This window comes from Streptomyces sp. NPDC002386, assembly GCF_053593175.1.
Map to the genome: position 1 here is coordinate 119,675 of NZ_JBSFBX010000016.1, position 23,370 is coordinate 143,044.

Below are 23,370 nucleotides of genomic sequence, written 5' to 3' on the forward strand. Positions count from 1 at the left end.
GCGCCCGCGCGGACCGGTTCCGGACCGTCAGTGGCCGCTGATCGCGCGCGGCGTGTAGGGCTGCTCGAGTTCTTCCATCTCCTTCTCGCTCAGCTCGAGTTCGACCGCCGCCACCGCGTCCTCGATGTGCCCCGGGCGGGCGGCGCCGACGATCGGCGCGGCCACCGTGTCACGGTGCAGCAGCCAGGCCAGCGCCACCTGGGCGCGCGGCACACCCCGGTCCTCGGCGATCCGGGTCACCGCCTCGACGATCGAGCGGTCGCTCTCCAGGTACAGGCGACCGCCGAAGGCGTCGCCGGCGCTGCGCTCGGTGACCGTGCCCCAGTCGCGGGTCAGCCGGCCACGGGCCAGCGGGCTCCACGGCAGCGTGCTCACCCCTTGGTCGGCACAGAGCGGGAGCATCTCCCGCTCCTCCTCGCGGTAGAGCAGGTTGTAGTGGTTCTGCATGGACACGAACCGGGTCCAGCCACCCAGCTCGGCGGTGTACTGGGCCTTTGCGAACTCCCAGGCGTACATCGAACTCGCCCCGACGTAGCGGGCCTTGCCCGCCTTGACCACGTCGTGCAGCGCCTCCATCGTCTCCTCGACGGGGGTGGTGTGGTCGTAGCGGTGGATCTGGTAGAGGTCCACGTAGTCGGTGCCGAGACGGCGCAGGCTGTGGTCGATCTCGGTCAGGACGGCCTTGCGGGACAGGCCGGCGCCGTTGGGGCCCGGCCGCGTCCGGCCGTGCACCTTGGTGGCCAGCACGATCTCGTCGCGGTCGGCGAAGTCGCGCAGCGCCTTCCCGACGATCTCCTCGCTGGTGCCGTCGGAGTAGACGTTGGCGGTGTCGAAGAAGTTGATGCCCGCCTCCAGCGCCTGCCGGATCAGCGGACGGGACGCCTCCTCGTCGAGCGTCCACTCGTGCGTGCCGCGGTCGGGCAGGCCGTAGGTCATGCAGCCCAGACAGATCCGCGACACGTCCAGGCCCGTCGAACCGAGCTTCACGTACTGCATCGTTGCTGCTCCTGCCTTCGGAAGCGGTGGTCACTCAGGAGCGTACGTCCGGCTCCCGGCGCCGACTTGACCCTGGCCGTGGCCGGAGGGTTGGATTTCCGGACGTGCCGCGCCGGTCGGGAGCGGGGCCATGACGGCGACGCGACGGAGTGGACGTGCTGACGAAGGGTGCCTCCCGCGTGGGCGGCCGGAGGACGCGGGTCGCAGCCGCCCTGCTCGTCACGGCCCTCGCCGCGACCGCGTCATCCGGCTGCGGCTCGGCCCGCGAGGCGAGGACCGCGGAGTCCCCGGCGTACCTGCCGCCGCCGCGGCACGCCGGCTTCGACTACCAGATCGGCGGCGCCTATCCCCCGGCCCACGGGGTCCGCGTCGTCAGCCGCGACCGGTCCGGCTCCCCCGCGCCCGGCCTGTACAACATCTGCTACGTCAACGCCTTCCAGGCCCAGCCCGGGGAACGTTCCGACTGGCCCGCCGACCTGCTGCTGCGCGACGGCCACGGCAGGCTCGTCATCGACGAGGACTGGGACGAACCGCTGCTGGACATCCGCACCCCCGCCAAGCGGAGCCGGGTGGCGGCGCGCGTGAACCGGTGGATCGACGGCTGCGCGAAGAAGGGCTTCGACGCCGTGGAGCCCGACAACTACGACAGCTACACCCGTTCGGGGCGGCTGCTCACCGCCGCCGACGCGGTCGCGTTCATGCGCCTGCTCACCGGGCACGCGCACGCCCGGGATCTGGCCGTCGGGCAGAAGAACACCGCCGAACTGACCGCCCGGCGCAAGGCGGCGGGACTGGACTTCGCGGTCACCGAGGAGTGCGGGCAGTACGACGAGTGCGAGGCGTACGCCAAGGCGTTCGACGACCACGTCGTGGACATCGAGTACACCGAGCGGGGGCTGCGCAGGGCCCTCGCGCGCTGGGGCGGCCGGCTCAGCATCGTCCGCCGCGACGTGGGCGTCTCCACACCGGACGCGCCGGAGTACGTCCGCGAGGTGCGCTGAGGGGGCCGACCGGCCCTGGTGCCGTGCCGCCTCCCGGTGACCGACCCGGCGTGGCGCGGTCCGACAGTCGTACGGTCGGCTCATCCTCGGCCCAGACGACCGGCAGTCGGCCGGTCCCGGCCGCCGGAGGACACCAGGTGCCGACACGTCCCACCATCCTGAGATGCCTGGCGGGGGCGGCGCTGCTGCCCGCCGCCCTCGTCACCCCCGCCTGGGGGCAGCCCAGCGCCACGCCGTCGGCGCCGTCCCGGGCGGCCGAGGGGCCGTCCACGCTGTGCGCGCCCGCCGGCACCCTGCGCGGCCCGTACGGCCAGCTGGCCGTCGTCAGCGTCTGCGCGGGCAGCGGCTCCCCGCAGCTCACGGTCTCCGCCCCGGCGAGCTGCCGGCGGGCCGGGGTACGGGTGCGCTACACCTGCCGGACCGAGGGCACCTGGACGGCGCACCGCGCCGGGCGGACCCTGGCCACCGGGACGCTGCCGGGCGCACAGGAGTACCCGGGGCCCGGCACGTACGACATCACCGCCGACGTGCGGGTGCGGTCGGCGCCGGCCGGGGTCGACCTGCGGGGCACCGTGGAGGCCACGCTCACCGTGACCGCGCCCAAGGCGAAGCCCACGCACGCCGTCACCGTCGACCGCACCACCCTGCGGCGCAACACGACCACCACGCTGACCTACACGGTGCGCCGGGACAGCGAGGAGGGCGACGGCAGCGCCCGGCTCGGGCTCATCGGCGAGGCGGCCACCGGTGTGCGGATCGCCACGGACGACGCCCGCTGCGTCAACCCGCTGGTCGGCCGCTACCCCTCGAAGACCCGGCTGGGGCACTCCCTGGACTGCGCGCTGACCGCGCTGCAGCCCGGCCACCCGGAGAGGGTGAAGGTCCGCGTCACCGTCGGGCCCGACTGCTCCACGGTGGTCTCCAAGCTGGGCTACTGGGTGGCGCAGGGCCAGTCCCTGTACACCGGGGGGATGCTCGCCGGGCCGACGCTGACCTGCGTCTAGGGGGCGTCTCCCCGATCTTCGCGGGATCAGGCCGCACCGGGCGTCGCGGACCCGCGAAGATCGGGCAGACGCCCCCTAGCCCGGCTGCCGGCGGGCCGGGGTCCGCTCCAGCAGCGCCAGGGCGCTCTCCCAGGCGAATCCGGGCCGTCCGCCGTCCTCCCCGGGCGGGCCGGCGTACGGCTGGCCGAAGCGGACGCCCATCCCGCGCAGCCGGACCAGGCTCTCCCGGTACGCGGGGTGGGCGGCCAGCGCGTCCGCCACACAGGGCAGGACGGCGATCGGCACGCCGAGACCCACCGCCTCGCAGAGCGTGCCGACGGCGAGCGTGTCGGCGAGGCCGGCCGCCCACTTGTTGACGGTGTTGAAGGTGGCGGGCGCCACCACCACGGCGTCCGGCGGCGGGAACGGGCGGGGATCGGCCGGGGAGCGCCAGGCCGACCGGATCGGCCGGCCCGTCAGCTCCTCGACGGCCGCGGTGTCGAAGAACCCGCCCATCGCGACCGGTGTGGCGATGACCCCGACCTCCCAGCCCCGTTCACGGGCGGCGCCGATCAGCCGGGTGACTCCGGCGGCGATCCCGGCCGCGCAGACGATGACGTAGAGGAAGGGCTTGCCGGCCTGTGAGGTCATCGCACGACCCTACTGAACCGGGAAGGGCGGCCGCGGACCGCGCCCGGGGCCGCCCTCCCCGGCCTGTCAGCCGGCTGGTTCGGTCACCCTGATCGCGCTCACCGGACAGGCGCGGGCCGCCTCCCGGACCATCGGGTCGCCCGCCCCGTCCTCACGGCCGGGGAGCAGAGTGCTGTAGCCGTCGTCGTCCTGGGTGAACACGCCCGGTGCGGCCAGCGCGCACTGGCCGGCGCCGATGCAGCGGTCCTTGTCGATGTCGATGTGCATGCCCAGAGCCTCTTACCAGGTCACGGGGAGTTCCAGCATCCCCTGGATCGTGTCGCCGGGTTTGAACGGGATCTCCTCGGCGGGCGCGGCCAGCCGGAGGCCGGGGAGCCGCTCCAGCAGGGTGCCGAGGGCGATCTCCAGTTCGGCGCGCGCGAGGTTCTGGCCCAGGCACTGGTGGATGCCGAAGCCGAAGGCCACGTGGTGGCGGGTGGAGCGGTGGAAGTCCAGGGTGTCGGGGTCGGCGAACACGGACTCGTCGCGGTTGATCACCGAGGTGGCGAAGAGGACGCCCTCGCCGGCCCGGATCGTGGTGCCGGCGACCTCGATGTCCTCGAGCGCGAGGCGGAGCAGCCCGTCCGCGATCGAGAGCATCCGCATCAGCTCCTCGACGGCGGCGGGCAGCAGCGCCGGGTCGGCGCGCAGCTCGGCCAGCCGGCCGGGGTGCCGCAGCAGGGTGTAGGTGCCGAGGGAGATCATGTTGGCGGTCGTCTCGTGGCCGGCCACCAGCAGGATGACGGCCAGCGCCACCACGTCCCGCCGGTCCAGTTCACCGGTGCGCAGCCGCTGGTGGACGAGGTCGTCCAGGACGCCGTCGCCGGGTTCGGCCTGCCGCTCCTTGTCGTCGATCAGCCCGCCGAGGTACTGCTCCAGCCGCTCGCGCGCCCCCTGCGAGTCGGCGGCCGTGGGGCCGCGCAGCAGCGTCCGGGACTGTTCCTCGAAGAACTCGTGGTCGGCGTACGGCACGCCGAGCAGCCCGCAGATGACCATGGAGGGCACGGGCAGGGCGAAGGCGGAGACCAGCTCGGCCGGCGGGCCCTTCTCGATCATCGCGTCCAGCAGTCCGTCGACGGTCCGCTGGATGGTGGGGCGCAGCCCGGCCGCGCGCTTGAGGGTGAACGACGGGATCATCATCCGCCGCTGGGTCTGGTGGACGGGGTCGTCGACGCCGAGCAGCGCCACCCGGCGGTCGCGGACGGCCGCGAAGCGGGCGGTGGGCACGGGGAAGCCGGGACGGGTGCGGTCGGTGGACAGGCGGGGGTCGGCGAGCAGCGCGCGGGCGGTGGCGTGGCCGGTGACCATCCAGACCTCGCGGCCGTCGAAGAGGGTGACGCGGGACAGGCTCCGCCCGTCGCGCAGCGGGTCGTATCCGGTGGGCGGGTGGTAGGGGCAGGTTCGGTCCTGGGGGAAGGCGACGGGGTCGGCCGGGGTCCCCGGGCCGGTGATGTCCGTCAGTTCCGTCATGGAAAGACCTCGCAGACGAAGAGGTGCGTCGTGCCGATCTTCATTAGATGCCCGAGGCACCTATGGGGCGACGGCAAGTTCGGCCAGATCGGTGTGCGCCGGGATGTGGCCGAACAGCGTGCTGACCAGGGAACGGAACGCGCCGAAATTCATTTGCCGGTGCGGGCGCGGCGGCCCCAGGATCGGCCCATGCTTCTTACAGACTCCCTCCTGCCGACGCCCGCTGCCACCGTCCTCGCGGTGCCGGGCCGACAGCAGCCCGGCCGTCCCGGGAGGCCCGGCACCGCACGCCCATGACGGGCGCGCTGGTCGCGGGGCTGCTCGCGGGGTACGGCATCGCCGTCCCCGTGGGCGCGGTCGGGACGTATCTGGTCTCCCTCACCGCCCGTACCTCGCTGCGCACCGGCGCCTCGGCGGCGCTCGGCGTCGCCACGGCGGACGGCCTGTACGCACTGCTCGCCACGCTGGGCGGCGCCGCCCTCGCGGCGCAGCTGCGGCCGGTGCTGGACCCGCTGCGCTGGGCCTCGGCGCTGGTCCTCGCGGTGCTCGCGGTGCGGGCCGCGCTGCTCGCCCTGCGGCAATACCGCGCGCAGCGGCTGACCACCCGCCCCGAGCGGCCGGTTCCCGGCGCGGGACGGGCGTATCTCGGCCTTCTCGGGATCACCCTGCTCAATCCCATGACCGTCGTCTACTTCGCGGCGCTGGTGCTCGGCAGCGGCACCGCGCAGGAGGGCGGGCCGCCGGAGCGGGTGGCGTTCGTGGTGGCGGCCTTCGCCGCGTCCGCGAGCTGGCAGTTGCTGCTGGCCGGCGGGGGCGCGCTGCTCGGCCGCTCGCTGACCGGTCACCGGGGCCGGCTGACGACCGCACTGCTCTCCAGCGCCGTGATCCTGGTGCTGGCGGTGCGGATGACCACGTAGCCGGAAGCGGGGTTCACCCCCGCGGGTGACGGGGCACGCGGTACGGATGATCCGGACGGCCGCGCGTGTTGTGGCCGTCCGGAGCACCATCAGCCGGACCGACGAAGGAGACGGATCCCATGCCACTTGAGGGCGAGTACGAACCCAGCCCGACGCAGTGGGTGCGCGAGCAGGTCGAGCTGTACGAGAGTTCCGGGGGCACCGAGGGCACGACGCTGCGGGACACCGGGCTGCCGGTCATCGTGCTGACCACCCGGGGTGCCCGCAGCGGCAAGATCCGCAAGACACCGCTGATGCGGGTCGAGCACGACGGCCGGTACGCGGCGGTCGCCTCGCTGGGCGGGGCGCCCAAGCATCCGGTCTGGTACTTCAACGTGAAGTCCGATCCGCACGTCGAGCTGCAGGACGGCGCGGCCAAGCAGGACATGCGGGCCCGGGAGATCACCGGCGCGGAGAAGGCGGAGTGGTGGGAGCGGGCGGTGGCCGCGTTCCCGCCGTACGCCGACTACCAGCGCAAGACGTCCCGGGAGATCCCGGTGTTCGTCCTGGAGCCGTTCGAGGGGAACTGACGGGGCGCCGCCGCCCGGCCGGACGCAGGTTCCGGCCGGGCGGCGGCGCCTTTGAGAAATTCCCGCGCCCGAGGGTATGAACCCGTCCGGGGCCGGGCAGCCGACGTTCAGGCCCCGCCGCGCTCCCCCGTCGCGGCGGGGCCCTTTCGTGCCTCCTGGGCCGACCGGTCGGTCACGTCGAGGTAGATGTGGTCGGCGGCCGGAACCGTGGTGGAGATCGACCGCTTGATCCGCACGGAGACCTCCTCCACCCGCTCGCTGTCCAGGCCGGGCACCAGGTCGATGCGGGCGGCCACCAGGGTGGAGTCGAGACCCATCTTCATCGTGAGCAGGGACTCCACGCTGTCGATCTCCGGCTGGGCGTCGAGCAGCGAACGGATCCTGCCGGTCAGCTCCGGGTCGGCGGCCTCGCCGACCAGCTGGTCCTTGGCGTCCCGGCCGAGCCTGTAGGCCACGTACACCAGCAGCGCGCCGATGGCGATCGAGGCGGAGGCCTCCCAGACGACCTGGCCGGTCACCATGTGCAGGGCCATGCCGATGAGGGCGAAGGTCACGCCGAGCACCGCCGTGCCGTCCTCGGCGACGACCGTGCGCAGGGCGGGGTCGCGCAGAGCGGCGCGGCCGCCGCCCTGCCGCCGCACCTGGTGCAGGGCCCGCAACAGCGAGGCGCCCTCGGCGAGGAGCGCCACGCCGAGCACGATCAGGCCCGCCACATAGCCGCTGAACTTCTCCTCCGCGCCGCTGCGCAGCGCCTCGATGCCCTGCCAGAAGGAGAAGCAACCGCCCATCACGAAGATCCCGACTGCCGCCAGGAGAGACCAGAAGAAACGTTCCTTGCCATAGCCGAAGGGGTGCTGCCGGTCGGCGGGGCGGCTGCTGCGCCGCAGGGCTGCCAGCAGGAAGACCTCGTTGAGGCTGTCGGCGACGGAGTGCGCGGCCTCGGACAGCAGCGCGGGCGAGCCCGCGAGCACGCCGCCGACGGCCTTGGCCGCGGCGATGACGAGGTTCGCGGCCAGGGCGACCAGCACGGTGATCTTGGTGTGCCGGTCACCGCCCGATTCGCCGGTCCGCCGGGTGTCCTTCCCATCGTTGGAGTCCTCGGCCGTCCGTGCGGCCGTCTGCTGTTCAGAGGATGTCCCACTCACTTGGTGCCGACTGCCCGCGCTCCACCGGATCACACCGTGCCGGCGGGCGAAAAAGGGGAACGCGTGGTGGCGGAACACGCGCCCGCGCACGGCGAGGAGGACGAGATGGGCGGCGACGGCAACAGCGCCTGCGGACACAGGACGTTCAGCCGGTCCAGGAGCCACGTCGACGAGCGGATCACCGCCGACGCCCGGGGACGGCCGGCCGTCCCCGGGCGAATGAGTGGCGGCGTGAGGACGCCCCGCATGAGGACCGTTTGACGAGGAAGGAGTTCTCCATGGCGAAGACAAAGAAGAAGAAGCTTCCGGTCGTCTACCAGCCGGTCGGGTTCGTGCTGAGCTGGGCGGGCGGAGCCCTGGCGGGGATGGCCTTCCGCAAGGCGTGGATGGCGTTCCGGCACGAGGAGGACGCGCCCGACGCGCTGGACCCGGACCGCGGCTGGGGCGAGATCCTGCTCGCGGCCGCGGTCCAGGGCGCCATCTTCGCGGTGGTGCGCAGCGCCGTGGACCGCACCGGGGCCAAGGCCATCGAGCGCACCACGGGCGTGTGGCCGGCCAAGGACAAGGGCGGCCGGGACTAAGGGGCGTCTCCCCGGTCTTCGCGGGTCCGCGACGCCCGGTGCGGCCTGATCCACGAAGATCGGGGAGACACCCCCTGGGGCCCGCCGGTCCGGGCCGGGCTCACGGGGCCCGGCCCGGACGGACGTCCCCGGATCCGTCGTCCCTGCTCGGGATCCGTCATCCCTGCTTGGGTGCGGGCGACGGCACCAGGCGCAGCGTGAAGGAGTGTCCGGCGGGGTCGGCGCAGCCGCGTTCCTCGAACGTCCCCGCCAGGTCCCTCGCCTCGATCGGACGGCCGCCCAGCCCCACCACCCGGCGCTCCGCCTCGTCCAGGTCGGCCACCAGGAACTCCAGATGGGCCTGCAGGGAGTTCTCCGGGCGCGGCCAGCTCGGCGGGGTCGCGTTGGCGTCCCGGCGGAAGGCGAGCCGGAGGCCGTCGCCGCCCCGGATCTCCACCAGGTTGGCGGACGCGTGCGTCTGCTCTCCGTCCAGCAACTGCCGGTAGAACTCGGCGAGTTTCTCCGGCTCGGCACAGTCCAGCACCACGACGCCCGCGGTCACGAGGGGCATGTTTCCTCCCGGGGGGTTCCGTTCTTCTCCGACCCCCTGCTGATATCCCCGTCCCGCCGATTCAGTCGGCGGCCAGCCACGCTCCGTCACGCATCAACTCCCGTCCCTCCAGCTCGTTCTCCTCGCGCCAGGCCTGGACGCGCCGCGGGAGCACGGTGAAGTACAGGTAGCGGGTGGCGAGCCGGCGCGGGTCGAAGCCGGTCTTCCCGGCGAACACCTCGGCGTCCTCCTCCGGCAGGTCCTCGGGGGTCACGGCCCGCACGGTGCCCTCGACGATGACGACGTCGCGGGTCGGCCCGATACCCAGCCTGGCGCGCCCGGTCGCCGCGAGGTTGCGCCCGGTGGGGCTCTCGGCCGGGGTGGCGATCAGCAGGGCGGTGCCGTCCCAGACGAAGGAGAGCGGGACGAGGTAGGGGGCGCCGCCGTCCGCGCCGGCGGTGGCCACCCAGGCGTCCACGTCGTGCTCCAGCCGGTGGAGGGTGTCCTTCTTGCGCTGTGCGGCGGTGCGGGCGGGCGGCGGGGTCATGGTCGTGCCTCCTCGGCATCGGTTCTCGCTGGTACGACGTGCGGACGCCGTCAAGTGTGACCGTCCGCCGTCCGTCCGCGCACGGAGGTGATCAAGGCGTGTCCGGGCCACCGTCCGCGGGGACGTCTGTCACCTGCGCGCAGAAATGGCCCCCACAACTGTTGCCCGGTGATGAGCCCGTGCGGGTTACTCGCGGGTATCGTCACCGCCGTGCCCAAGAGAGCCGCGGCGGTGGGTGTCGACACGGGCGGCCCGTTCAAGGCGTTGCCCCCTGGACTCCCCGACCGCCTGAGACCGTACGCAGCCGAGATCACCGAGGAGGTCGTCCGCGCCATCGGGACCCAGATAGCCGAGTACGCGCGTCCGATGGACGACACGTACATGCAGGGCGTGCACCGGGGCGTGGACCACGCGCTGCGCGGGCTGCTGGAGCGGATGTCGCAGCCGGACACCGACTGGCAGCCGGTCAAGGAGACCTACGAACGCATCGGCCGCGGGGAGGCCGAGGAGGGCCGCAGCCTCGACTCGTTCCAGTCGGCGCTGCGGCTCGGCGCCCGGGTGACCTGGCGCCGGGTCAACGCGCTGGTGGACGGGGGGGCTGCTGCCCCGCGACGTACTGGGCGCCTTCGGCGAGGCGCTGTTCCTGCACCTGGACGAGATGGCGGCCGCCGCGACCGCGGCCTACACCGAGGCCCGGCTGCACGCGGCCGGTGAACTCCAGCAGCGCCGGGCCCGGTTGGTGGATCTGCTGACCGCCGATCCACCGGCCCCGGCGGGCGCGATCGCCGATCTGGCGCACGCCGCGCGCTGGACGGTGCCGCGGGCGGTGGCGGTGGTGGCCGTGGACCCGGGCCCCGGCGCGGCTCCGATCGTGCCGCCGGAGTTCCTCACCCGGTTCGACCTGCAGCCCGCGCTGGTGGTGGTGCCCGATCCGGAGGGCCCCGGCCGGGCGCGCGCGGTGGCCGGGGCGCTGCGGGGGCTGCCCGCCGCGATGGGGCCGCCGGTGGGGCTGCACGACGGGGCGAGATCGCTGCGCTGGGCGACGGAGGCCCTCGGCCTGGTACGGCGCGGGGTGCTGGCCGCAGCGGACCCGGCCGGTGGCGTGGTGCGCTGCCAGGACCACCTGCCGGCACTGCTGCTCCTGCGCGACGACGCCCTGCTGGACGCGATGGCCGAACACCGGCTGCGCCCGCTGGAGCAGGTGCGCCCGCCCCAGCGGGAGCGACTTGCGGAGACCCTGCTGGCCCTGCTGGCGTCCGGCCGGGGCGTCGCCGAGGTGGCCGCCCGTCTCGCGGTGCACCCGCAGACCGTCCGGTACCGGATGCGCCAGCTCGACACACTGTTCGGCGAGTTGCTGCACGACCCGGAGGCGCGCTTCGAGATGCAGCTCGCGCTGCGGGCCCGCGAGCTGCGCGGCGGCGCCTTGGCCCCTGAGTGACTTCCTGGACGGATGTCCCGCTATCCTGGACGCCTGTCCAAGAAGTAGAGGAGGTCCCCGGTCGTGGAACTCGTGGCGAACGTGCTGGTCGGCCTGGTGGCCGCGCTGCACGTGTACATCCTGGTGCTGGAGATGTTCCTGTGGCAGCGGCGGCCCGGGCGGCACCTGCACGGATTCGACCCGGACCTGGCCCGGGCCACCGCTCCGCTCGCCGCCAACCAGGGCCTTTACAACGGCTTCCTGGCGGCCGGCCTGGTGTGGGGGCTCGTCGCGTCCGGTGCGACGGGGTTCGGGGCGCGGGTGTTCTTCCTGTCGTGCGTGGTGGTGGCGGGCCTGTTCGGCGCCGTCACGGCCAACCGCCGCATCCTGTTCGCCCAGGCGCTGCCCGGCGCGGTCGCCCTCGCGGCCGTGCTCGCCGCCCGGTGAGCCGGGCACCCCAGGAGGACCCGCGGGCGGCCCGTACCCGCGCGCGGCTGCGCGCCGCCCTGCTCGAGGAGTGCGCCGAGCGCCCCCTGGCCGAGGTGGGCGTGGCCGCGCTGGTGCGCCGGGCCGGGGTGGGCCGGGCGACGTTCTACGTGCACTACGACGGGCTGGAGGCGCTCGCGGTCGACGCCTGCGCGGACGTCGTACGGGAGGCGGTGGACGCGCTGCACGCCTGGCGGGGCAGGCCCGATCCGGTCCACGCCCCGCCGGCGCTGCGGGAGTTCTTCGCGGGCCTCGCCCCGCACGCGGCCCTGTACCGCTCCCTGCTGTCACCGGGCGGCGGCGGGCCGCTCGGCCGGGTGCTGCACCGGGACCTGCGGGCCCGCAGTCTCGCAGAGCGCGAGCTGGCGGGTGCCGCGGACGCTCCGCTGATCGCCTCGGCGGTGGCCGCGACGTTCGCCGGTGTGCTCGCGGACTGGCTGCACGGGCTGCTGTCCGGGACGCCGGAGGAGATGGCCGGTCAGGTCTGGCAGTTGCTGGTCGCGCTGCACCGCAGCCGCTGAGCCCTCACTTGCAGCCGACGCCCCGTCCCACCTCCGGCCAGGCCTCCGTTCCGGCGGCCGTCCGGACGTACACGGTGTCCCGGTCGCCGGTGAGCCACAGCCGCAGTCCGCGGTAGTGATACCCGGTGTCACGGGCCGTCGCCGGCATCCGCACCCGCGCGCGGTACGGCGCCCGGAGCAGACCGTCCCGGCCGAGCACGCCGTCGGGGTCACGGGCGTAGGTGCGCCCGTCCAGGCCGAGGAATCGGGCCGACTGCCAGTCGCAGTGCTCCGGTCCGGCCGAACTGCTGAGCCTGCGCACCGGGACGCGGCGGCCGGCGCGGTCCGTCCACACCTCCAGCCCCTCGGCGTCCGTGTAGCGCGCGGGCAGTTCGGCGGGATCGCAGGAGGCGTGGGTCTCCGGGCCCCAGCCCGGGCGTCCCGGCTGGTCCCGGGCCACCACGACGGCCACCTTCGTGCGCCCGTGGACGTCGAAGGAGTACAGCACCCGGTCCGCCTCCGCGCGCTCCACGCGGTAGCCCTCGGCTGGCTGTACCGGCTCGAACATCTCGAACCAGAGCTTCAGCCCGTCCTCGGGCGTGTCACCGCCATCCGCCCTGCTCCAGCCGTCGGGCCCGCCGCCGTCGTAGATCTCCCCGTCGCACTCCAGTGCCCGGCCGGCCGCTCCGGAGGCCTGCCGCAGCGCGCGCGGACCGGACTCGTCGGCGCTCCGGGTGGCGACGTGCAGCGGCCCGGCGTACGGGGCGGCCGGGGGCGTGCCGCGGACCACCACCCGTACCCCGGTGCCGTCGTCGCACCCCACCAGCGCCGCCGCCGTCAGCACCGCCACCGTCACGAGTCCCGCGCGCATGTCCCACCCCTGTTCCCGTCTGCCGCTCTCCGTCCTTGGACGGCGAGCGGGCTCGGAACGTTCAGCGGGCGCTCTGGAACGTCCGCCGGTAGGCCTGCGGGGAGACCCCGATGGAGGCGTGCAGGTGCTGGCGCAGGGAGGCGCCGGTGGCGAAGCCGACCTCGGCGGCGATCCGGTCCACCGGCAGGTCGCTCGACTCCAGCAGGTGCCGGGCGCGCCCGACGCGCTGCTGGATGAGCCAGCGGCCGGGGCTGACCCCGACCTCGTCGTTGAAGCGGCGGGCGAAGGTGCGCAGGCTCATCCGGGCGTGCTGGGCGAGCTCGGCCAGGGTGAGCGGCTCGGCGAGCCGTTCCAGGGCCCAGGCCCGGGTGGCGGCCGTGCCGGAGGAGCCGTTCTCGGGGACCGGCCGCTCGATGTACTGGGCCTGGCCGCCCTCCCGGAACGGCGGGACGACACAGCAGCGGGCGACGAAGTTGGCCAGGGCACTGCCGTGGTCGCTGCGGACCAGGTGCAGGCAGACGTCGACGCCGGCGGCGGCCCCGGCCGAGGTCAGGATCCGGCCGTCCTCGACGAACAGCACGTCCGGGTCCAGCTCGACCCGCGGGTACCTGCGGCGGAACAGGTCGGCGAGGTGCCAGTGGGTGGTGGCCCGGCGGCCGTCGAGGAGCCCGGCCTCGGCCAGCACGAAGGCGGCGGTGCATATGGAGACGATCCGCGCGTCGGGGCGGATCCGGGCGAGGGCGGCGGCGACGGCCTCCGGCAGCCCGGTGGGGAGGCGGGCGGGGAGCACGGAGGGGACGACCACCGTGTCCGCCGTCTCCAGCAGCTCGGGGCCGTGTTCCACGCCGATCGTGAAGTCCGCGCTGCTGCGCACCGGCTGACCGTCGACGCTGCAGGTCAGCACCTCGTATCGGCCGTCGGCGGCGCCGAGGATCCGGCTCGGGATGCCCAGTTCGAAGGGGTAGACGCCGTCGAGGGCCAGGACCGCCACCCGCTCCGGGCTCATTGTGCCGCGCATGGCACGATCCTATCGGAGCTTGGCCATCGTGCCATTTTCCGGACGCCCGCCGCCCGGCAGGCTGGGTGACCATGAGCGATGTGAACACGATGCGCGCCATCGGCCAGGACGTCCTCGGCGGTCCCGAGGTCCTGAAGGAGGTACGGGTGGAGCGGCCCGTGCCGCGGCCCAACGAGGTGCTGGTCCGGGTGCGGGCCGCCGGGGTCAACCCCACCGACTGGAAGCACCGGGCGACCGGCGGCTTCCTGGGCGAGCCGCCGTTCGTCCTCGGCTGGGACGTCTCCGGCGAGGTGGCGGAGACCGGGATCGGCGTGGCCGCCTTCCGGCCCGGTGACGAGGTCTTCGGGATGCTGCCCTACCCCTTCGGCCACGGCTCGCACGCCGAGTACGTCACCGCCCCGGCCCGCGCCCTGACCCACAAGCCGTCCTCGCTCGACCACGTCCAGGCGGGCGCGCTCCCGCTGGTGTCGCTGACCGCCTGGCAGGCCCTGACCGAGCACGCCGACGTACGGCCCGGGCAGCGGGTGCTGATCCACGCCGCGGCCGGCGGGGTGGGGCACGTGGCCGTGCAGATCGCCAAGGAGCGCGGCGCGTACGTGATCGGTACCGCGAGCGCCGGGAAGCACGACTTCCTGAGGGAGTTGGGCGTCGACGAGGCGGTCGACTACCGCTCCACCGACTTCACCGAGGCGGTGCGGGACGTCGACGTCGTCCTGGACACCCTCGGCGGGGACACCTCCGTGCGGTCGCTGCGGGTGCTGCGGCCGGGCGGCGTCGTGGTGTCGATCCTGCCGGTCGGCTCACGGGAGTTCCACGACGAGGCCGAGCGGCTCGGGGTGAGGGCGGTGCGCATGCTGGTGGACGCCGACCGGTCCGGGATGAACACCGTGGCGGAGCTGGCGGAGTCGGGCCGGCTGCGCGCCACGATCGCGGGGACCTTCGCGCTCTCGGACGCCGCCAAGGCGCACGAGCTGGGTGACACCGGCCGGACGACGGGCAAGCTGGTCCTGCTGGTGGACTGACCTGGGCGGAGGGCGGGCGCGGGCCCGGCCCGGGCGGGCCCGCGCTCCCGCGCCGCCGCCGCCTTGTCACCCATACCACGGGCCGACACGCGTGAAACCCGAAGACATATGTCAATCGAACATGCTCAAATTCCTTCTATCGAGGGTAACTTGACGGTCGAGGGTCATGCTTTTCCGGGCGCGGGTGGGAGGTGGTGCCGTCGTGCGACAGGAGCCCACACCACGCACCCGGCATCTGCGCGTGCGTGAGGACCGCGGACACACCGTGCTGGAGTTCCGCGGTGAGATCGACATCGCGGCGGCGGCCGAGATCGTCCCCGCGCTGGACCGGGCGACCGGCCTGCCCGGCGCCCGGATCGTGATCGACCTGCGCGCCGTCGACTTCTTCGACTGCTCCGGGCTGCGCCTGCTGTACCGGGCGCGCGGCCGGGTGCTGGAGCGGGGCGGACGGCTGCACCTGGTGTGCGCCCATCCGCTCACCCTCCGGGTGCTGCGGGTCACCGGCCTGTCCCGGCTGCTGCCGCCGCAGCCGACGCTCGAAGCCGCCCTGGAGCAGTCCGAGGCCTCGTCCGGCTCCCTGTGAGCGTCAGGTGCCGCGCGGCTCCTCGAAGAGGGCGCTGACGGACTCGCCGTTGTGGATACGGCGCACGGCCTCGGCGAGGGCGGGCGCGATCGACAGGACCCGGAGCTTGTCGGTGTGCTCGTCCGCCGGGACCGGCACGGTGTTGGTGCAGACGATCTCCAGCACGTCCGGCTGCTCGCTCAGCCGCTTGAGGGCGCCGGCCGCGAACAGCCCGTGCGTGCACGCCACCCGGATCGAGCGCGGCCCCATCTCACGCAGCTTCTGGAGGAGTTCGAGCACCGTGCTGCCCTTGGCGATCTCGTCGTCCAGCACGATGACGTCCCGGTCGGTGACCTCGCCGATGACGGAGCTGATGCTCACCCGGTCGTCCGCGAACCGCTGCTTGGCGCCGGCCGCCACCTGGGCGCCGATCAGCCGGGCGAAGGCGGCGGCCTCCTTGGCGTTGCCGAGGTCCGGGGAGACGACCGTGGTGCGCGTCAGGTCGTACCGCGCGAAGTGCGCGGCCAGTTCCCGCAGGGCGTGCAGGTGATCCACCGGCACCGAGAAGAAGCCGTGCACCTGGGGGGCGTGCAGGGTCATGGCGAGCATCCGGCCCGCGCCCGCGGCCACCAGCAGGTCGGCGACCAGCCGCCCGCCGAGGGAGATGCGGGGCGCGTCCTTCTTGTCGGACCGGGCGTAGGAGTAGTGCGGCATGACGACGGTGATCCGGGCCGCGGACGCGCCCCGGGCGGCGTCGCACATCATCAGCAGTTCCACCAGGTGCTCCTGCACCGGCCGGACCAGCGGCTGGATCAGGAAGACGTCCCGCTCCCGGCAGTTGGCCTGGAGCTGCACCTCCAGGCAGTCGTTGGCGAACCTGCTGACCCGGGTCGGGCTGAGCGGCACCCCGAGGTGGGCGCAGACCTCCTCGGCCAGCTCGGGATGGGCACTGCCACTGAAGACGGCGATGTCTCGCACGATCCGCTCCTCGCATGATCATCACGGGCTGCGCCGCCATGCTACTGGCGGCGCTCCGCCGCCCGGGGCAAGGGTGCCCCGGGCGCGTCCGCCCGGCCGCGGTCCGGCGCGCGCCGGGGGCCGCCTTCCGGCCAACCTCACGGTCTGGCCGGGCGTTTGGCGGGCATCAGTGTCAGCAGGAAGGAGGGTCGCCATGACGACTGACGCCAGACGCCTGCCCCGGCGCATGCCCGGCTGGGCGAAGGTGGTGACCGCGTTCGTGCTGGTGCTGGTGGTGCTGTTCGCGGGCATCCGGCTGGCCGTACTCCCGGGCATCAAGGACCTGTTCGGCACCGAGACGCACGACCGGAGCGGCCCCGCGCTCCTGAAGTCCATCCAGGACATGAGCCGTTACGACGCCGCCTCCGGCAACTTCCAGGTGGTCGTGGACCTGGAGAAGGACGCGAAGTTCCTGCCCGACGCGATCCGCGGCACCCGAACCCTGTACGTCGGCGCGGGCACCGTGGACGCCTATGTGGACCTCGGCGCGGTCGGGGACCGGGACGTGTCGGTGAACGGCGACCGGACGACGGCCACGCTCCGGCTGCCGCACGCTCGGCTCGGCAGGCCGGCGCTGGACCCGGACCGCTCCTACGCCGTGTCCAAGCAGCGCGGTCTGCTCGACCGGCTCGGCGACCTGTTCTCGGACAACCCCAACGGCGAGCAGGCGGTGCAGAAACTCGCCGTGCGGCACATCGGCGACGCCGCGAAGGACAGCGGGCTGACCGGGCGGGCCGAGTCCAACACCACCGAGATGCTGCAGGGGCTGCTGCGCTCCCTCGGGTTCAAGGAGGTGCACGTGTCCTACGGGGCCTGACCTCAGCCGCCCAGCAGTCCCGGCCGGGCCGGCACCCCGAGCGCGGTGGCGCCCACCAGCAGCCGGGCCACGTGGTCGCCGACGTGGCCCGGCTGCGGCCGGCGCAGGGGCAGGGCCCGGTCGGGGGCGCCCATCCGTCCCGGCCGGGCCACCGCGGACGTGGCGAGGGCCACGGCGAGCAGCGCGGAGAACAGGCCCAGCAGGACGCCGGCGAGCGTCCGGTGCGGGGCGGCGTGGGCGCCGCCGGAGCCGGCCTCGTTGACGGACCGGGCCCGCGGTGCCGTGCGCCCGCTCATCACCGCCTCCTCGGTCCGCCCGGCAGGGTGTTGTGCGGCGTTTCGTGGCGATACGCCGCTCGGGCATCCAAGTACCGCCGGGTCCCGCAGGGCGGGCGGCGCGCGGGTCCCGGGCCGGAGTGCCCCGGAGGCGTGAACGGAAACCGCCGGCGTGGTCCGACCGTCGTCCGGGCGGCGGCATTCCGCGCCGGTTCAGGGGTAACCGCGCAGTTAATCGAGGACGTTGACTATTCCAGGAGAGTGACCGAATGGCCCGGACCGCGCTACGCCTGCCCACCGCGCTGCGTGCGCCGAAGAAGCGGGAGCGGCCCGCGCCGACCCGCCCCACGGCCGCACCGCACGCGGTCGCGCTCCCATGGCGGCTGCTGGCGATGCTGGTCGCCTTCGCGTTCATGGTGGCGTTCGCCGTCGTCCTGGCCCGGCTCACTCTGGAACCGTCCCCGGCGTCGGTCTCGCTGACGCACAGCAATCTGCACCCCGGGCGGTCGCTGACGGCCTATCTGGAGTACGCGCCGTGGCGGGACACGGTCAAGCAGATCGGCGGCAACGTGCTCCTCGGCGTGCCCTTCGGAGTGCTGGTCCCGGTCCTGGCGCCGCGCGCGCGGGGGATGTTCCGGGTCCTGGTGCTCACGGCCCTGGTGATGCTGGTGGTCGAGCTGTTCCAGGGCGCCCTGGTCACCGGGCGGGCCTTCGACATCGATGACGTCATCCTCAACACCACCGGCGCGCTGCTCGGTTGGCTGCTGCTCGGACGGCGGCTCGGACGGTCGGTGCACCGCCGGGTGGACCCGGCGGAAACTGAGTGAGCGTCAGAAACTGGTCCGGACCAGAGTATTGACCCGCTCTTATCTCACACCTTGAATCAAGAGGGCATCTCACCCCCACGAACGGAGAGTCATGCCCTCCCCACGCCTGCTCCGCAGATGTCTGTTCGCCGCTCTGTCCGCCGCGCTGGTCGGCTCGGCCGCCGTCGGCCCGGCCCGCGCGCAGAGCACCGCCCCGGCCGCGGCGTCCGCCGCGGCCGTCTCCACCTTCTCGGACACCTTCGACGGGGCCGCCGGCGCGGGCGTCGACTCCTCGAAGTGGACGCTGGAGACGGGTGACAACGTCAACAACCACGAGCGCCAGTACTACACCTCCGGCACGAAGAACGCCGCCCTTGACGGCCAGGGACACCTGGTCATCACGGCCCGGAAGGAGAACCCGGCGGGCTACCAGTGCTGGTACGGCAGTTGCCAGTACACCTCGGCCCGGCTGAACACCTCGGGCAAGTTCAACGCGCAGTACGGCCACGTCGAGGCCCGTATGAAGATCCCGCGGGGACAGGGCATGTGGCCCGCGTTCTGGATGCTCGGCACGCCGGTGAACTGGCCGGACTCGGGCGAGATCGACGTGATGGAGAACGTCGGCTTCGAGCCCTCCACGGTGCACGGCACCATCCACGGCCCCGGCTACTCCGGCTCGGGCGGCATCGGCGCCGGCTACACCCTGCCGGGCGGCCAGGCCTTCGCGGACGCCTTCCACACCTTCGCCGTGGACTGGGCGCCCGACTCCATCACCTGGTCGGTGGACGGCAACGTCTACCAGCGCCGCACGCCCGCCGACCTGGGCGGGAAGACCTGGGTGTTCAACAAGCCGTTCTTCCTGATCCTGAACCTGGCGGTCGGCGGCTACTGGCCGGGCGACCCGGACGGCTCCACCCCGTTCCCGGCGCAGCTGGTGGTCGACTCGGTGTCGGTGACGACGAGCGACAGCGCGGCCGGTGTCCCGATCCGGGGCCTGGCGGGCAAGTGCGTGGACGTGGCCGCCGCGAACTCCGCCAACGGCACCCCGGTGCAGCTCTACGACTGCAACGGCACGGCGGCCCAGCAGTGGACGGTGGGCTCGGACGGCACGATCCGGGCGCTCGGCAAGTGCCTGGACGTCACCAGCGGCGGCACCGCCGACGGCACACCCGTCCAGCTGTGGGACTGCAACGGCAGCCCCGCCCAGAAGTGGGCCCTCCCGGCGGCCCGCGACATCGTCAACCCGCAGGCGAACAAGTGCCTGGACGTGTCCGGGAACAACTCGGCCAACGGCACCCGGCTGCAGATCTGGACGTGCACCGGCGGCGCCAACCAGAAGTGGACGGTGGGCTGACCGCTTGGCTGCCCGGGGCCGTCGCGGGGGACCGGATCTCCGCGACGGCCCCGCTCAGGTGGTGGCCGGGCTCCGGGACGGACGCTGGCGGTCCGCGTCGACGGCGACGGCGTGCCGTACCGGGCCGCGTGGCCCCGGCCGGGGGTCAGGTGCGGATCCTGGGCGCGCGCGGCCTCCGGGCCAAGTGGCGGCGCGAAGGATGTGGTTGTCGCGCACGTGCTGGTACGGCTCCCGTGAGCGGGGGCCGTCGCCGCGGCCGCCGCCGCTCCCCCGCCGCGGCCCGGCCCCGTCTCGGGTTCGGGCGCAGGCGCGCCCGTGAACGGCCGGCCACCCGGCGGGCCGGCGTCCTCAGTGGTGCAGGGTCCAGGTGTACTTGTCGCCGCCCACCCAGCGGATGGAGTCCGGGTCGTCCAGATCGTGGATGGGCAGACCGTGGGACGCGGCGGCCTCCAGTACGTCGGTGAGGGTCCGGGCCTCACCGATGACCTCACCGTCGATCTCCATGATCCGGAAGGGCGGCCCGCCGTGCCTGCCGGGGCACACACCGAGTACCAGGATCCGTGGGTGGGAGATGTGCGGAACTCCTTGTTCGGTCATGCAATAGAGCGTAGAACGCCTCGCGGGCCGACGGCTCATCCGTGTGCGCCGTCCAGGAGACCGGGGAACCCGGCGGGGGCTTCACCGAGCTGGAGGTGCGCGCATGGATCCCGTCGCGGCGCTGGACCGGATCGCCTTCCTGCTGGAGCGGTCGCTGGCCCCCACCTACCGGGTCAAGGCCTTCCGCACCGCGGCCCGGGTGCTGTCCGCGCTGCCGGACGGGGAGATCGCCGAGCGGGCGGCGGCCGGGACGCTGGAGGCGCTGAAGGGAGTGGGTCCGAAGACCGCGCAGGTGGCACGTGAGGCACTGGCCGGGGAGGAGCCCGGCTACCTGCGCAAGCTGGAGGAGGAGGCCGGCGCGGAGTACGCGGGCGGCCCCGGGGCGGAGCTGCGGGCGCTGCTGCGCGGGGACTGCCACACGCACTCGGACTGGTCGGACGGCGGCAGCCCGATCGAGGAGATGGGACTGACCGCGGCCCGGCTGGGTCATGAGTGGACGGTGCTGACCGACCACTCCCCCCGGCTGACCGTGGCCCGAGGGCTGTCGCCCGAGCGGCTGCGCGAGCAGCTCGCGGTGGTGGCGGAGCTCAACGCGCGGTGGGCGCCGTTCCGGCTGCTCACCGGTATCGAGTGCGACATCCTCGAGGACGGGTCGCTGGACCAGGAGCCCGAGCTGCTGGAGCGGCTGGACGTCGTGGTGGTGTCGGTCCACTCCAAGCTGCGGATGGACGCCCGCTCGATGACCCGCCGGATGGTGGCCGCGGTCCGCGATCCGCACGCGGACGTGCTCGGTCACTGCACCGGCCGGCTGGTCACCGGGCGCGGCCGGCCGGAGTCCGAGTTCGACGCGGACGCGGTGTTCGCGGCCTGCGCCGAGTCCGGTACGGCCGTGGAGATCAACAGCCGGCCCGAGCGGCTGGACCCGCCCCGGCGGCTGCTGCGCCGCGCGGTGGCCGCCGGGACACTGTTCGCCGTCGACACCGACGCGCACGCCCCCGGTCAGCTCGACTGGCAGATCCTCGGCTGCGCCCGCGCCGAGGAGTGCGGGGTGCCGGCCGGGCGGGTGGTGAACACCTGGCCGGCCGACGAGCTGCTGGCCTGGACGCGCGAGGGCCGCGTACCGGCGGGCGTGGCCGGGTCCTGACGTGGTACCCGGAGGGAGCCGAGAGAGAGGAACACCCTGGATGGACCGCGCCGCCGTGTTCGACGTCGACGGGACGCTCGCCGACACCAATCATCTGCATGTCGTGACCTGGTGGGAGGCCTTCCGGCAGGCGGGGCACGACGTGCCCATGCACGCCGTGCACCGGGCCGTGGGCCTCGGTTCCACGGATCTGATCGCGCATCTGCTCGGCGACGGCCGGGACGAGGACCAGGACGCCGCGCTGAGCGCCGCGCACAAGGCCCTGTACGGCCAGTACTTCGACCGTCTGCACGCCCTGCCGAAGGCCGGTGAGCTGCTGCGGCGGCTGCACGGCGACGGCTGGCGGGTGGTGCTGGCCACCTCCGCGAGCGGCGCCGAGCTGGGCGCGCTGCGCCGGGCGATCGACGCGGACGAGGCGATCGCGGGAACCGCGAGCGCCGAGGACGTGGCGGAGGGCAAACCGGCCCCGGAGCCGGTGGAGCGCGCGCTGGAGCTGGCCGGGGTGCCGGCCTCCCGGGCGGTGTTCGTCGGGGACACCGTGTGGGACATGCGGGCCGGCGCCGGGGCCGGGGTGCGCTGCGTGGGCCTGCTGTGCGGGGGGATCCCGCGGGCCGACCTGGAGGAGGCGGGGGCCGGGGAGGTCTACGACGATCCCGCCGACCTGCTGGACCGGCTGTCCGACAGCCCGCTGGCCCGTATCCCGAAGTGACTCAGGTCATGGTGGACCGCCGGAACACGGCAAGGTGGTTGCCCGTTGAACCAGCCGTGGGTGCGGACGGGACAGTGTCCCCGGGCCTCACCTTTTGCCCACAGGGACGATCGTCCGGCTGAAGCCCTGTGGAGCGTCTCGCCGAGAGGCGACCGCCGTCCGCGCCCACCACAAGCCGCCCCGGCCGTGTCTCCCCCGTCACGGCCGGGGCTTTCCAGTGCCGCCTCCGTGTGCGCGCCGGGCCGCCGGGTACCCGGCGGGTCCGCCGAAGTCTCCGCGGAAGGAGCCGAAGGTGACCAGCGCAGCGGGCAGCAGGGTCGTGGTGACGGGCGCCACCGGCAATGTCGGCACCAGTGTGGTGCGCGTCCTGTCGGACGATCCCGGGATCAAGTCGGTCCGGGGCATCGCGCGCCGGACGCCGGTGTGGTCCCCGCCGAAGACGGAGTGGTCGGCGGTCGATCTCGCCTCCGAGACGGCCAACCTGGCCGAGCGGTTCGAGGGCGCCGACGCCGTGGTCCATCTGGCCTGGGCGTTCCAGCCGACGCACGATCCGGCGACCACCTGGCGGACCAATGTGCTGGGCAGCAACCGGGTCTTCGAGGCGGTCGCCGCGGCCCGGGTGCCGGTGCTGGTGCACGCCTCGTCCGTGGGCGCCTACTCGCCGGGCCCGAAGGACCACGCGGTGGACGAGTCGTGGCCGACGCACGGCTGGCCGGACGCCGCGTACTGCCGGGAGAAGGCGTACCTGGAACGCACCCTGGACATCTTCGAGCGCGACCACCCCGAGGTGCGGGTGGTCCGCATGCGGCCCGGCTTCCTGTTCAAGCGGGAGTCGGCGAGCGAGCAGCGGCGGATCTTCGGCGGCCGGTTCCTGCCGGGCCCGCTGGTCCGGCCCGAGATGCTGCCGTTCCTGCCGGACGTACCGGGGCTGCGCATGCAGGTGCTGCACACCGACGACGCCGCCGAGGCCTACCGGCTCGCGGTGCATTCCGAGGCCGCCCGGGGCGCCTTCAACCTCGCCGCCGACCCTCCGGTGGACGCCTCGCTGCTGGGCGAGATGCTCGGCACCCGGCCGGTCCGGCTGCCCCGCGCCGCCGCCCGGTCGGCGCTCGCCGCGGCCTGGGGGCTGCGACTGGTCCCGGCCTCCCCGCACCTGTTCGACGCGGTCCTGCGGCTGCCCCTGATGGACTGCTCCCGGGCCCGCGACGAGCTGGGCTGGCGCCCGCGCCGGACGGCCGAGGAGGTCCTGCGGGAGTTCCTGGACGGACTGCAGCAGGGCGGCGGCATGGAGACCGAACCGATGCACGGAAGGAAGGTCGGCTGAACCGCGGCCGGCACGAGGGGAGG

At 73.8% G+C, this 23,370-nt stretch carries 29 protein-coding genes; 17 read left to right on the plus strand and 12 right to left on the minus strand.

Annotated elements, in window-relative coordinates; genetic code table 11:
• Positions 1–27: 27 nt before the first annotated feature.
• Positions 28–996 carry an aldo/keto reductase gene (locus ACWCPN_RS28455; RefSeq protein ID WP_451211615.1) on the minus strand — a complete coding sequence of 323 codons (969 nt, stop codon included), beginning with the start codon at positions 994–996 and terminating at the stop codon, positions 28–30.
• A 158-nt stretch (positions 997–1,154) separates the two neighbouring features.
• Between ACWCPN_RS28455 and ACWCPN_RS28460 the strand changes: the two genes are divergently transcribed.
• Both ACWCPN_RS28460 and ACWCPN_RS28465 read left to right on the plus strand, forming a co-directional pair.
• Positions 1,155–1,997, plus strand: coding sequence for an endo alpha-1,4 polygalactosaminidase (locus tag ACWCPN_RS28460; RefSeq protein WP_451211840.1), 843 nt, complete (start codon positions 1,155–1,157; stop codon positions 1,995–1,997).
• 137 nt (positions 1,998–2,134) lie between these two features.
• Positions 2,135–3,001, plus strand: a complete 867-nt coding sequence (locus ACWCPN_RS28465; protein ID WP_451211618.1) for a hypothetical protein — start codon at positions 2,135–2,137, stop codon at positions 2,999–3,001.
• Between the two features lie 75 nt (positions 3,002–3,076).
• Here the strand turns inward: ACWCPN_RS28465 and ACWCPN_RS28470 are convergent, their stop codons facing one another.
• The 3 genes from ACWCPN_RS28470 to ACWCPN_RS28480 form a co-directional block, all read right to left on the minus strand.
• Positions 3,077–3,631 (minus strand): flavoprotein, encoded by a 555-nt coding sequence (locus ACWCPN_RS28470; RefSeq protein ID WP_451211621.1) that lies wholly within the window; start codon positions 3,629–3,631, stop codon positions 3,077–3,079.
• A 66-nt stretch (positions 3,632–3,697) separates the two neighbouring features.
• Positions 3,698–3,898 carry a ferredoxin gene (locus tag ACWCPN_RS28475; protein ID WP_199213037.1) on the minus strand — a complete coding sequence of 67 codons (201 nt, stop codon included), beginning with the start codon at positions 3,896–3,898 and terminating at the stop codon, positions 3,698–3,700.
• 12 nt (positions 3,899–3,910) lie between these two features.
• Positions 3,911–5,140 carry a cytochrome P450 gene (locus tag ACWCPN_RS28480; protein WP_451211624.1) on the minus strand — a complete coding sequence of 410 codons (1,230 nt, stop codon included), beginning with the start codon at positions 5,138–5,140 and terminating at the stop codon, positions 3,911–3,913.
• Positions 5,141–5,433: 293 nt separating this feature from the next.
• On the opposite strand from ACWCPN_RS28480, the gene ACWCPN_RS28485 reads away from it, so the two are divergent.
• Positions 5,434–6,057, plus strand: a complete 624-nt coding sequence (locus ACWCPN_RS28485; RefSeq protein ID WP_451211627.1) for a LysE family transporter — start codon at positions 5,434–5,436, stop codon at positions 6,055–6,057.
• A 119-nt stretch (positions 6,058–6,176) separates the two neighbouring features.
• The gene (locus ACWCPN_RS28490) at positions 6,177–6,626 is read left to right on the plus strand and encodes a nitroreductase family deazaflavin-dependent oxidoreductase (protein WP_451211630.1); all 450 of its coding nucleotides are present in this window, start codon (positions 6,177–6,179) and stop codon (positions 6,624–6,626) included.
• Positions 6,627–6,733: 107 nt separating this feature from the next.
• On the opposite strand, the gene ACWCPN_RS28495 is transcribed toward ACWCPN_RS28490, so the two are convergent.
• Entirely contained in the window at positions 6,734–7,654 is a 921-nt protein-coding gene (locus ACWCPN_RS28495) for a cation diffusion facilitator family transporter (RefSeq protein WP_451211842.1), read from the minus strand.
• A 395-nt stretch (positions 7,655–8,049) separates the two neighbouring features.
• Here ACWCPN_RS28495 and ACWCPN_RS28500 point away from each other — a divergent pair, with 395 nt between their 5' ends.
• On the plus strand, positions 8,050–8,352 hold the full coding sequence (locus tag ACWCPN_RS28500; protein ID WP_199213034.1) for a DUF4235 domain-containing protein: 303 nt from the start codon (positions 8,050–8,052) through the stop codon (positions 8,350–8,352).
• Between the two features lie 157 nt (positions 8,353–8,509).
• Here ACWCPN_RS28500 and ACWCPN_RS28505 read toward each other — a convergent pair whose 3' ends face one another.
• The gene (locus ACWCPN_RS28505; protein ID WP_451211633.1) at positions 8,510–8,902 is read right to left on the minus strand and encodes a VOC family protein; all 393 of its coding nucleotides are present in this window, start codon (positions 8,900–8,902) and stop codon (positions 8,510–8,512) included.
• A gap of 61 nt (positions 8,903–8,963) precedes the next feature.
• A complete protein-coding gene (locus ACWCPN_RS28510; RefSeq protein WP_199213032.1) occupies positions 8,964–9,428 on the minus strand; it encodes a pyridoxamine 5'-phosphate oxidase family protein in 465 nt (154 codons plus the stop codon).
• A 210-nt stretch (positions 9,429–9,638) separates the two neighbouring features.
• Between ACWCPN_RS28510 and ACWCPN_RS28515 the strand changes: the two genes are divergently transcribed.
• The 4 genes from ACWCPN_RS28515 to ACWCPN_RS28530 all read left to right on the plus strand — a co-directional run bounded on the left by ACWCPN_RS28515 (position 9,639) and on the right by ACWCPN_RS28530 (position 11,852).
• Positions 9,639–10,142: a hypothetical protein gene (locus ACWCPN_RS28515; protein WP_451211637.1), complete on the plus strand. Its 504-nt coding sequence runs from the start codon at positions 9,639–9,641 to the stop codon at positions 10,140–10,142.
• The gene (locus ACWCPN_RS28520) at positions 10,087–10,866 is read left to right on the plus strand and encodes a helix-turn-helix domain-containing protein (RefSeq protein ID WP_451211640.1); all 780 of its coding nucleotides are present in this window, start codon (positions 10,087–10,089) and stop codon (positions 10,864–10,866) included. The genes ACWCPN_RS28515 and ACWCPN_RS28520 overlap by 56 nt, the downstream gene beginning before the upstream one ends.
• Positions 10,867–10,929: 63 nt before the next feature.
• Positions 10,930–11,292, plus strand: coding sequence for a DUF1304 domain-containing protein (locus tag ACWCPN_RS28525; protein WP_451211643.1), 363 nt, complete (start codon positions 10,930–10,932; stop codon positions 11,290–11,292).
• Complete coding sequence (locus tag ACWCPN_RS28530) at positions 11,289–11,852, plus strand: TetR/AcrR family transcriptional regulator (protein ID WP_451211646.1); 564 nt, start codon at positions 11,289–11,291, stop codon at positions 11,850–11,852. The genes ACWCPN_RS28525 and ACWCPN_RS28530 overlap by 4 nt, the downstream gene beginning before the upstream one ends.
• 4 nt (positions 11,853–11,856) lie before the next feature.
• On the opposite strand, the gene ACWCPN_RS28535 is transcribed toward ACWCPN_RS28530, so the two are convergent.
• Together ACWCPN_RS28535 and ACWCPN_RS28540 are read right to left on the minus strand one after the other, a co-directional pair.
• Positions 11,857–12,702, minus strand: a complete 846-nt coding sequence (locus tag ACWCPN_RS28535; protein WP_451211649.1) for a hypothetical protein — start codon at positions 12,700–12,702, stop codon at positions 11,857–11,859.
• A 61-nt stretch (positions 12,703–12,763) separates the two neighbouring features.
• Complete coding sequence (locus ACWCPN_RS28540; protein ID WP_451211652.1) at positions 12,764–13,720, minus strand: GlxA family transcriptional regulator; 957 nt, start codon at positions 13,718–13,720, stop codon at positions 12,764–12,766.
• 71 nt (positions 13,721–13,791) lie between these two features.
• On the opposite strand from ACWCPN_RS28540, the gene ACWCPN_RS28545 reads away from it, so the two are divergent.
• Positions 13,792–14,742, plus strand: coding sequence for an NADP-dependent oxidoreductase (locus ACWCPN_RS28545; protein WP_365124917.1), 951 nt, complete (start codon positions 13,792–13,794; stop codon positions 14,740–14,742).
• Positions 14,743–14,908: 166 nt separating this feature from the next.
• On the plus strand, positions 14,909–15,325 hold the full coding sequence (locus tag ACWCPN_RS28550) for an anti-sigma factor antagonist (RefSeq protein ID WP_451211655.1): 417 nt from the start codon (positions 14,909–14,911) through the stop codon (positions 15,323–15,325).
• 3 nt (positions 15,326–15,328) lie between these two features.
• On the opposite strand, the gene ACWCPN_RS28555 is transcribed toward ACWCPN_RS28550, so the two are convergent.
• Positions 15,329–16,282, minus strand: a complete 954-nt coding sequence (locus tag ACWCPN_RS28555; RefSeq protein ID WP_451211658.1) for a ribose-phosphate diphosphokinase — start codon at positions 16,280–16,282, stop codon at positions 15,329–15,331.
• A gap of 193 nt (positions 16,283–16,475) precedes the next feature.
• On the opposite strand from ACWCPN_RS28555, the gene ACWCPN_RS28560 reads away from it, so the two are divergent.
• Entirely contained in the window at positions 16,476–17,138 is a 663-nt protein-coding gene (locus tag ACWCPN_RS28560) for a DUF4230 domain-containing protein (RefSeq protein ID WP_199213023.1), read from the plus strand.
• A gap of 2 nt (positions 17,139–17,140) precedes the next feature.
• Here the strand turns inward: ACWCPN_RS28560 and ACWCPN_RS28565 are convergent, their stop codons facing one another.
• Positions 17,141–17,434, minus strand: a complete 294-nt coding sequence (locus ACWCPN_RS28565; RefSeq protein ID WP_451211661.1) for a hypothetical protein — start codon at positions 17,432–17,434, stop codon at positions 17,141–17,143.
• Positions 17,435–17,682: 248 nt separating this feature from the next.
• Here ACWCPN_RS28565 and ACWCPN_RS28570 point away from each other — a divergent pair, with 248 nt between their 5' ends.
• Positions 17,683–18,240, plus strand: a complete 558-nt coding sequence (locus ACWCPN_RS28570) for a VanZ family protein (RefSeq protein ID WP_451211664.1) — start codon at positions 17,683–17,685, stop codon at positions 18,238–18,240.
• A gap of 91 nt (positions 18,241–18,331) precedes the next feature.
• Positions 18,332–19,573 carry a ricin-type beta-trefoil lectin domain protein gene (locus ACWCPN_RS28575; RefSeq protein WP_199213018.1) on the plus strand — a complete coding sequence of 414 codons (1,242 nt, stop codon included), beginning with the start codon at positions 18,332–18,334 and terminating at the stop codon, positions 19,571–19,573.
• A 348-nt stretch (positions 19,574–19,921) separates the two neighbouring features.
• Here ACWCPN_RS28575 and ACWCPN_RS28580 read toward each other — a convergent pair whose 3' ends face one another.
• Positions 19,922–20,170 carry a hypothetical protein gene (locus ACWCPN_RS28580; protein ID WP_451211667.1) on the minus strand — a complete coding sequence of 83 codons (249 nt, stop codon included), beginning with the start codon at positions 20,168–20,170 and terminating at the stop codon, positions 19,922–19,924.
• Between the two features lie 103 nt (positions 20,171–20,273).
• Here ACWCPN_RS28580 and ACWCPN_RS28585 point away from each other — a divergent pair, with 103 nt between their 5' ends.
• The 3 genes from ACWCPN_RS28585 to ACWCPN_RS28595 all read left to right on the plus strand — a co-directional run bounded on the left by ACWCPN_RS28585 (position 20,274) and on the right by ACWCPN_RS28595 (position 23,347).
• Positions 20,274–21,314 (plus strand): PHP domain-containing protein, encoded by a 1,041-nt coding sequence (locus ACWCPN_RS28585; protein WP_451211670.1) that lies wholly within the window; start codon positions 20,274–20,276, stop codon positions 21,312–21,314.
• 40 nt (positions 21,315–21,354) lie between these two features.
• Complete coding sequence (locus ACWCPN_RS28590; protein WP_392403451.1) at positions 21,355–22,023, plus strand: HAD family hydrolase; 669 nt, start codon at positions 21,355–21,357, stop codon at positions 22,021–22,023.
• 292 nt (positions 22,024–22,315) lie between these two features.
• Positions 22,316–23,347: an SDR family oxidoreductase gene (locus ACWCPN_RS28595; protein WP_451211673.1), complete on the plus strand. Its 1,032-nt coding sequence runs from the start codon at positions 22,316–22,318 to the stop codon at positions 23,345–23,347.
• Positions 23,348–23,370: the final 23 nt, after the last annotated feature.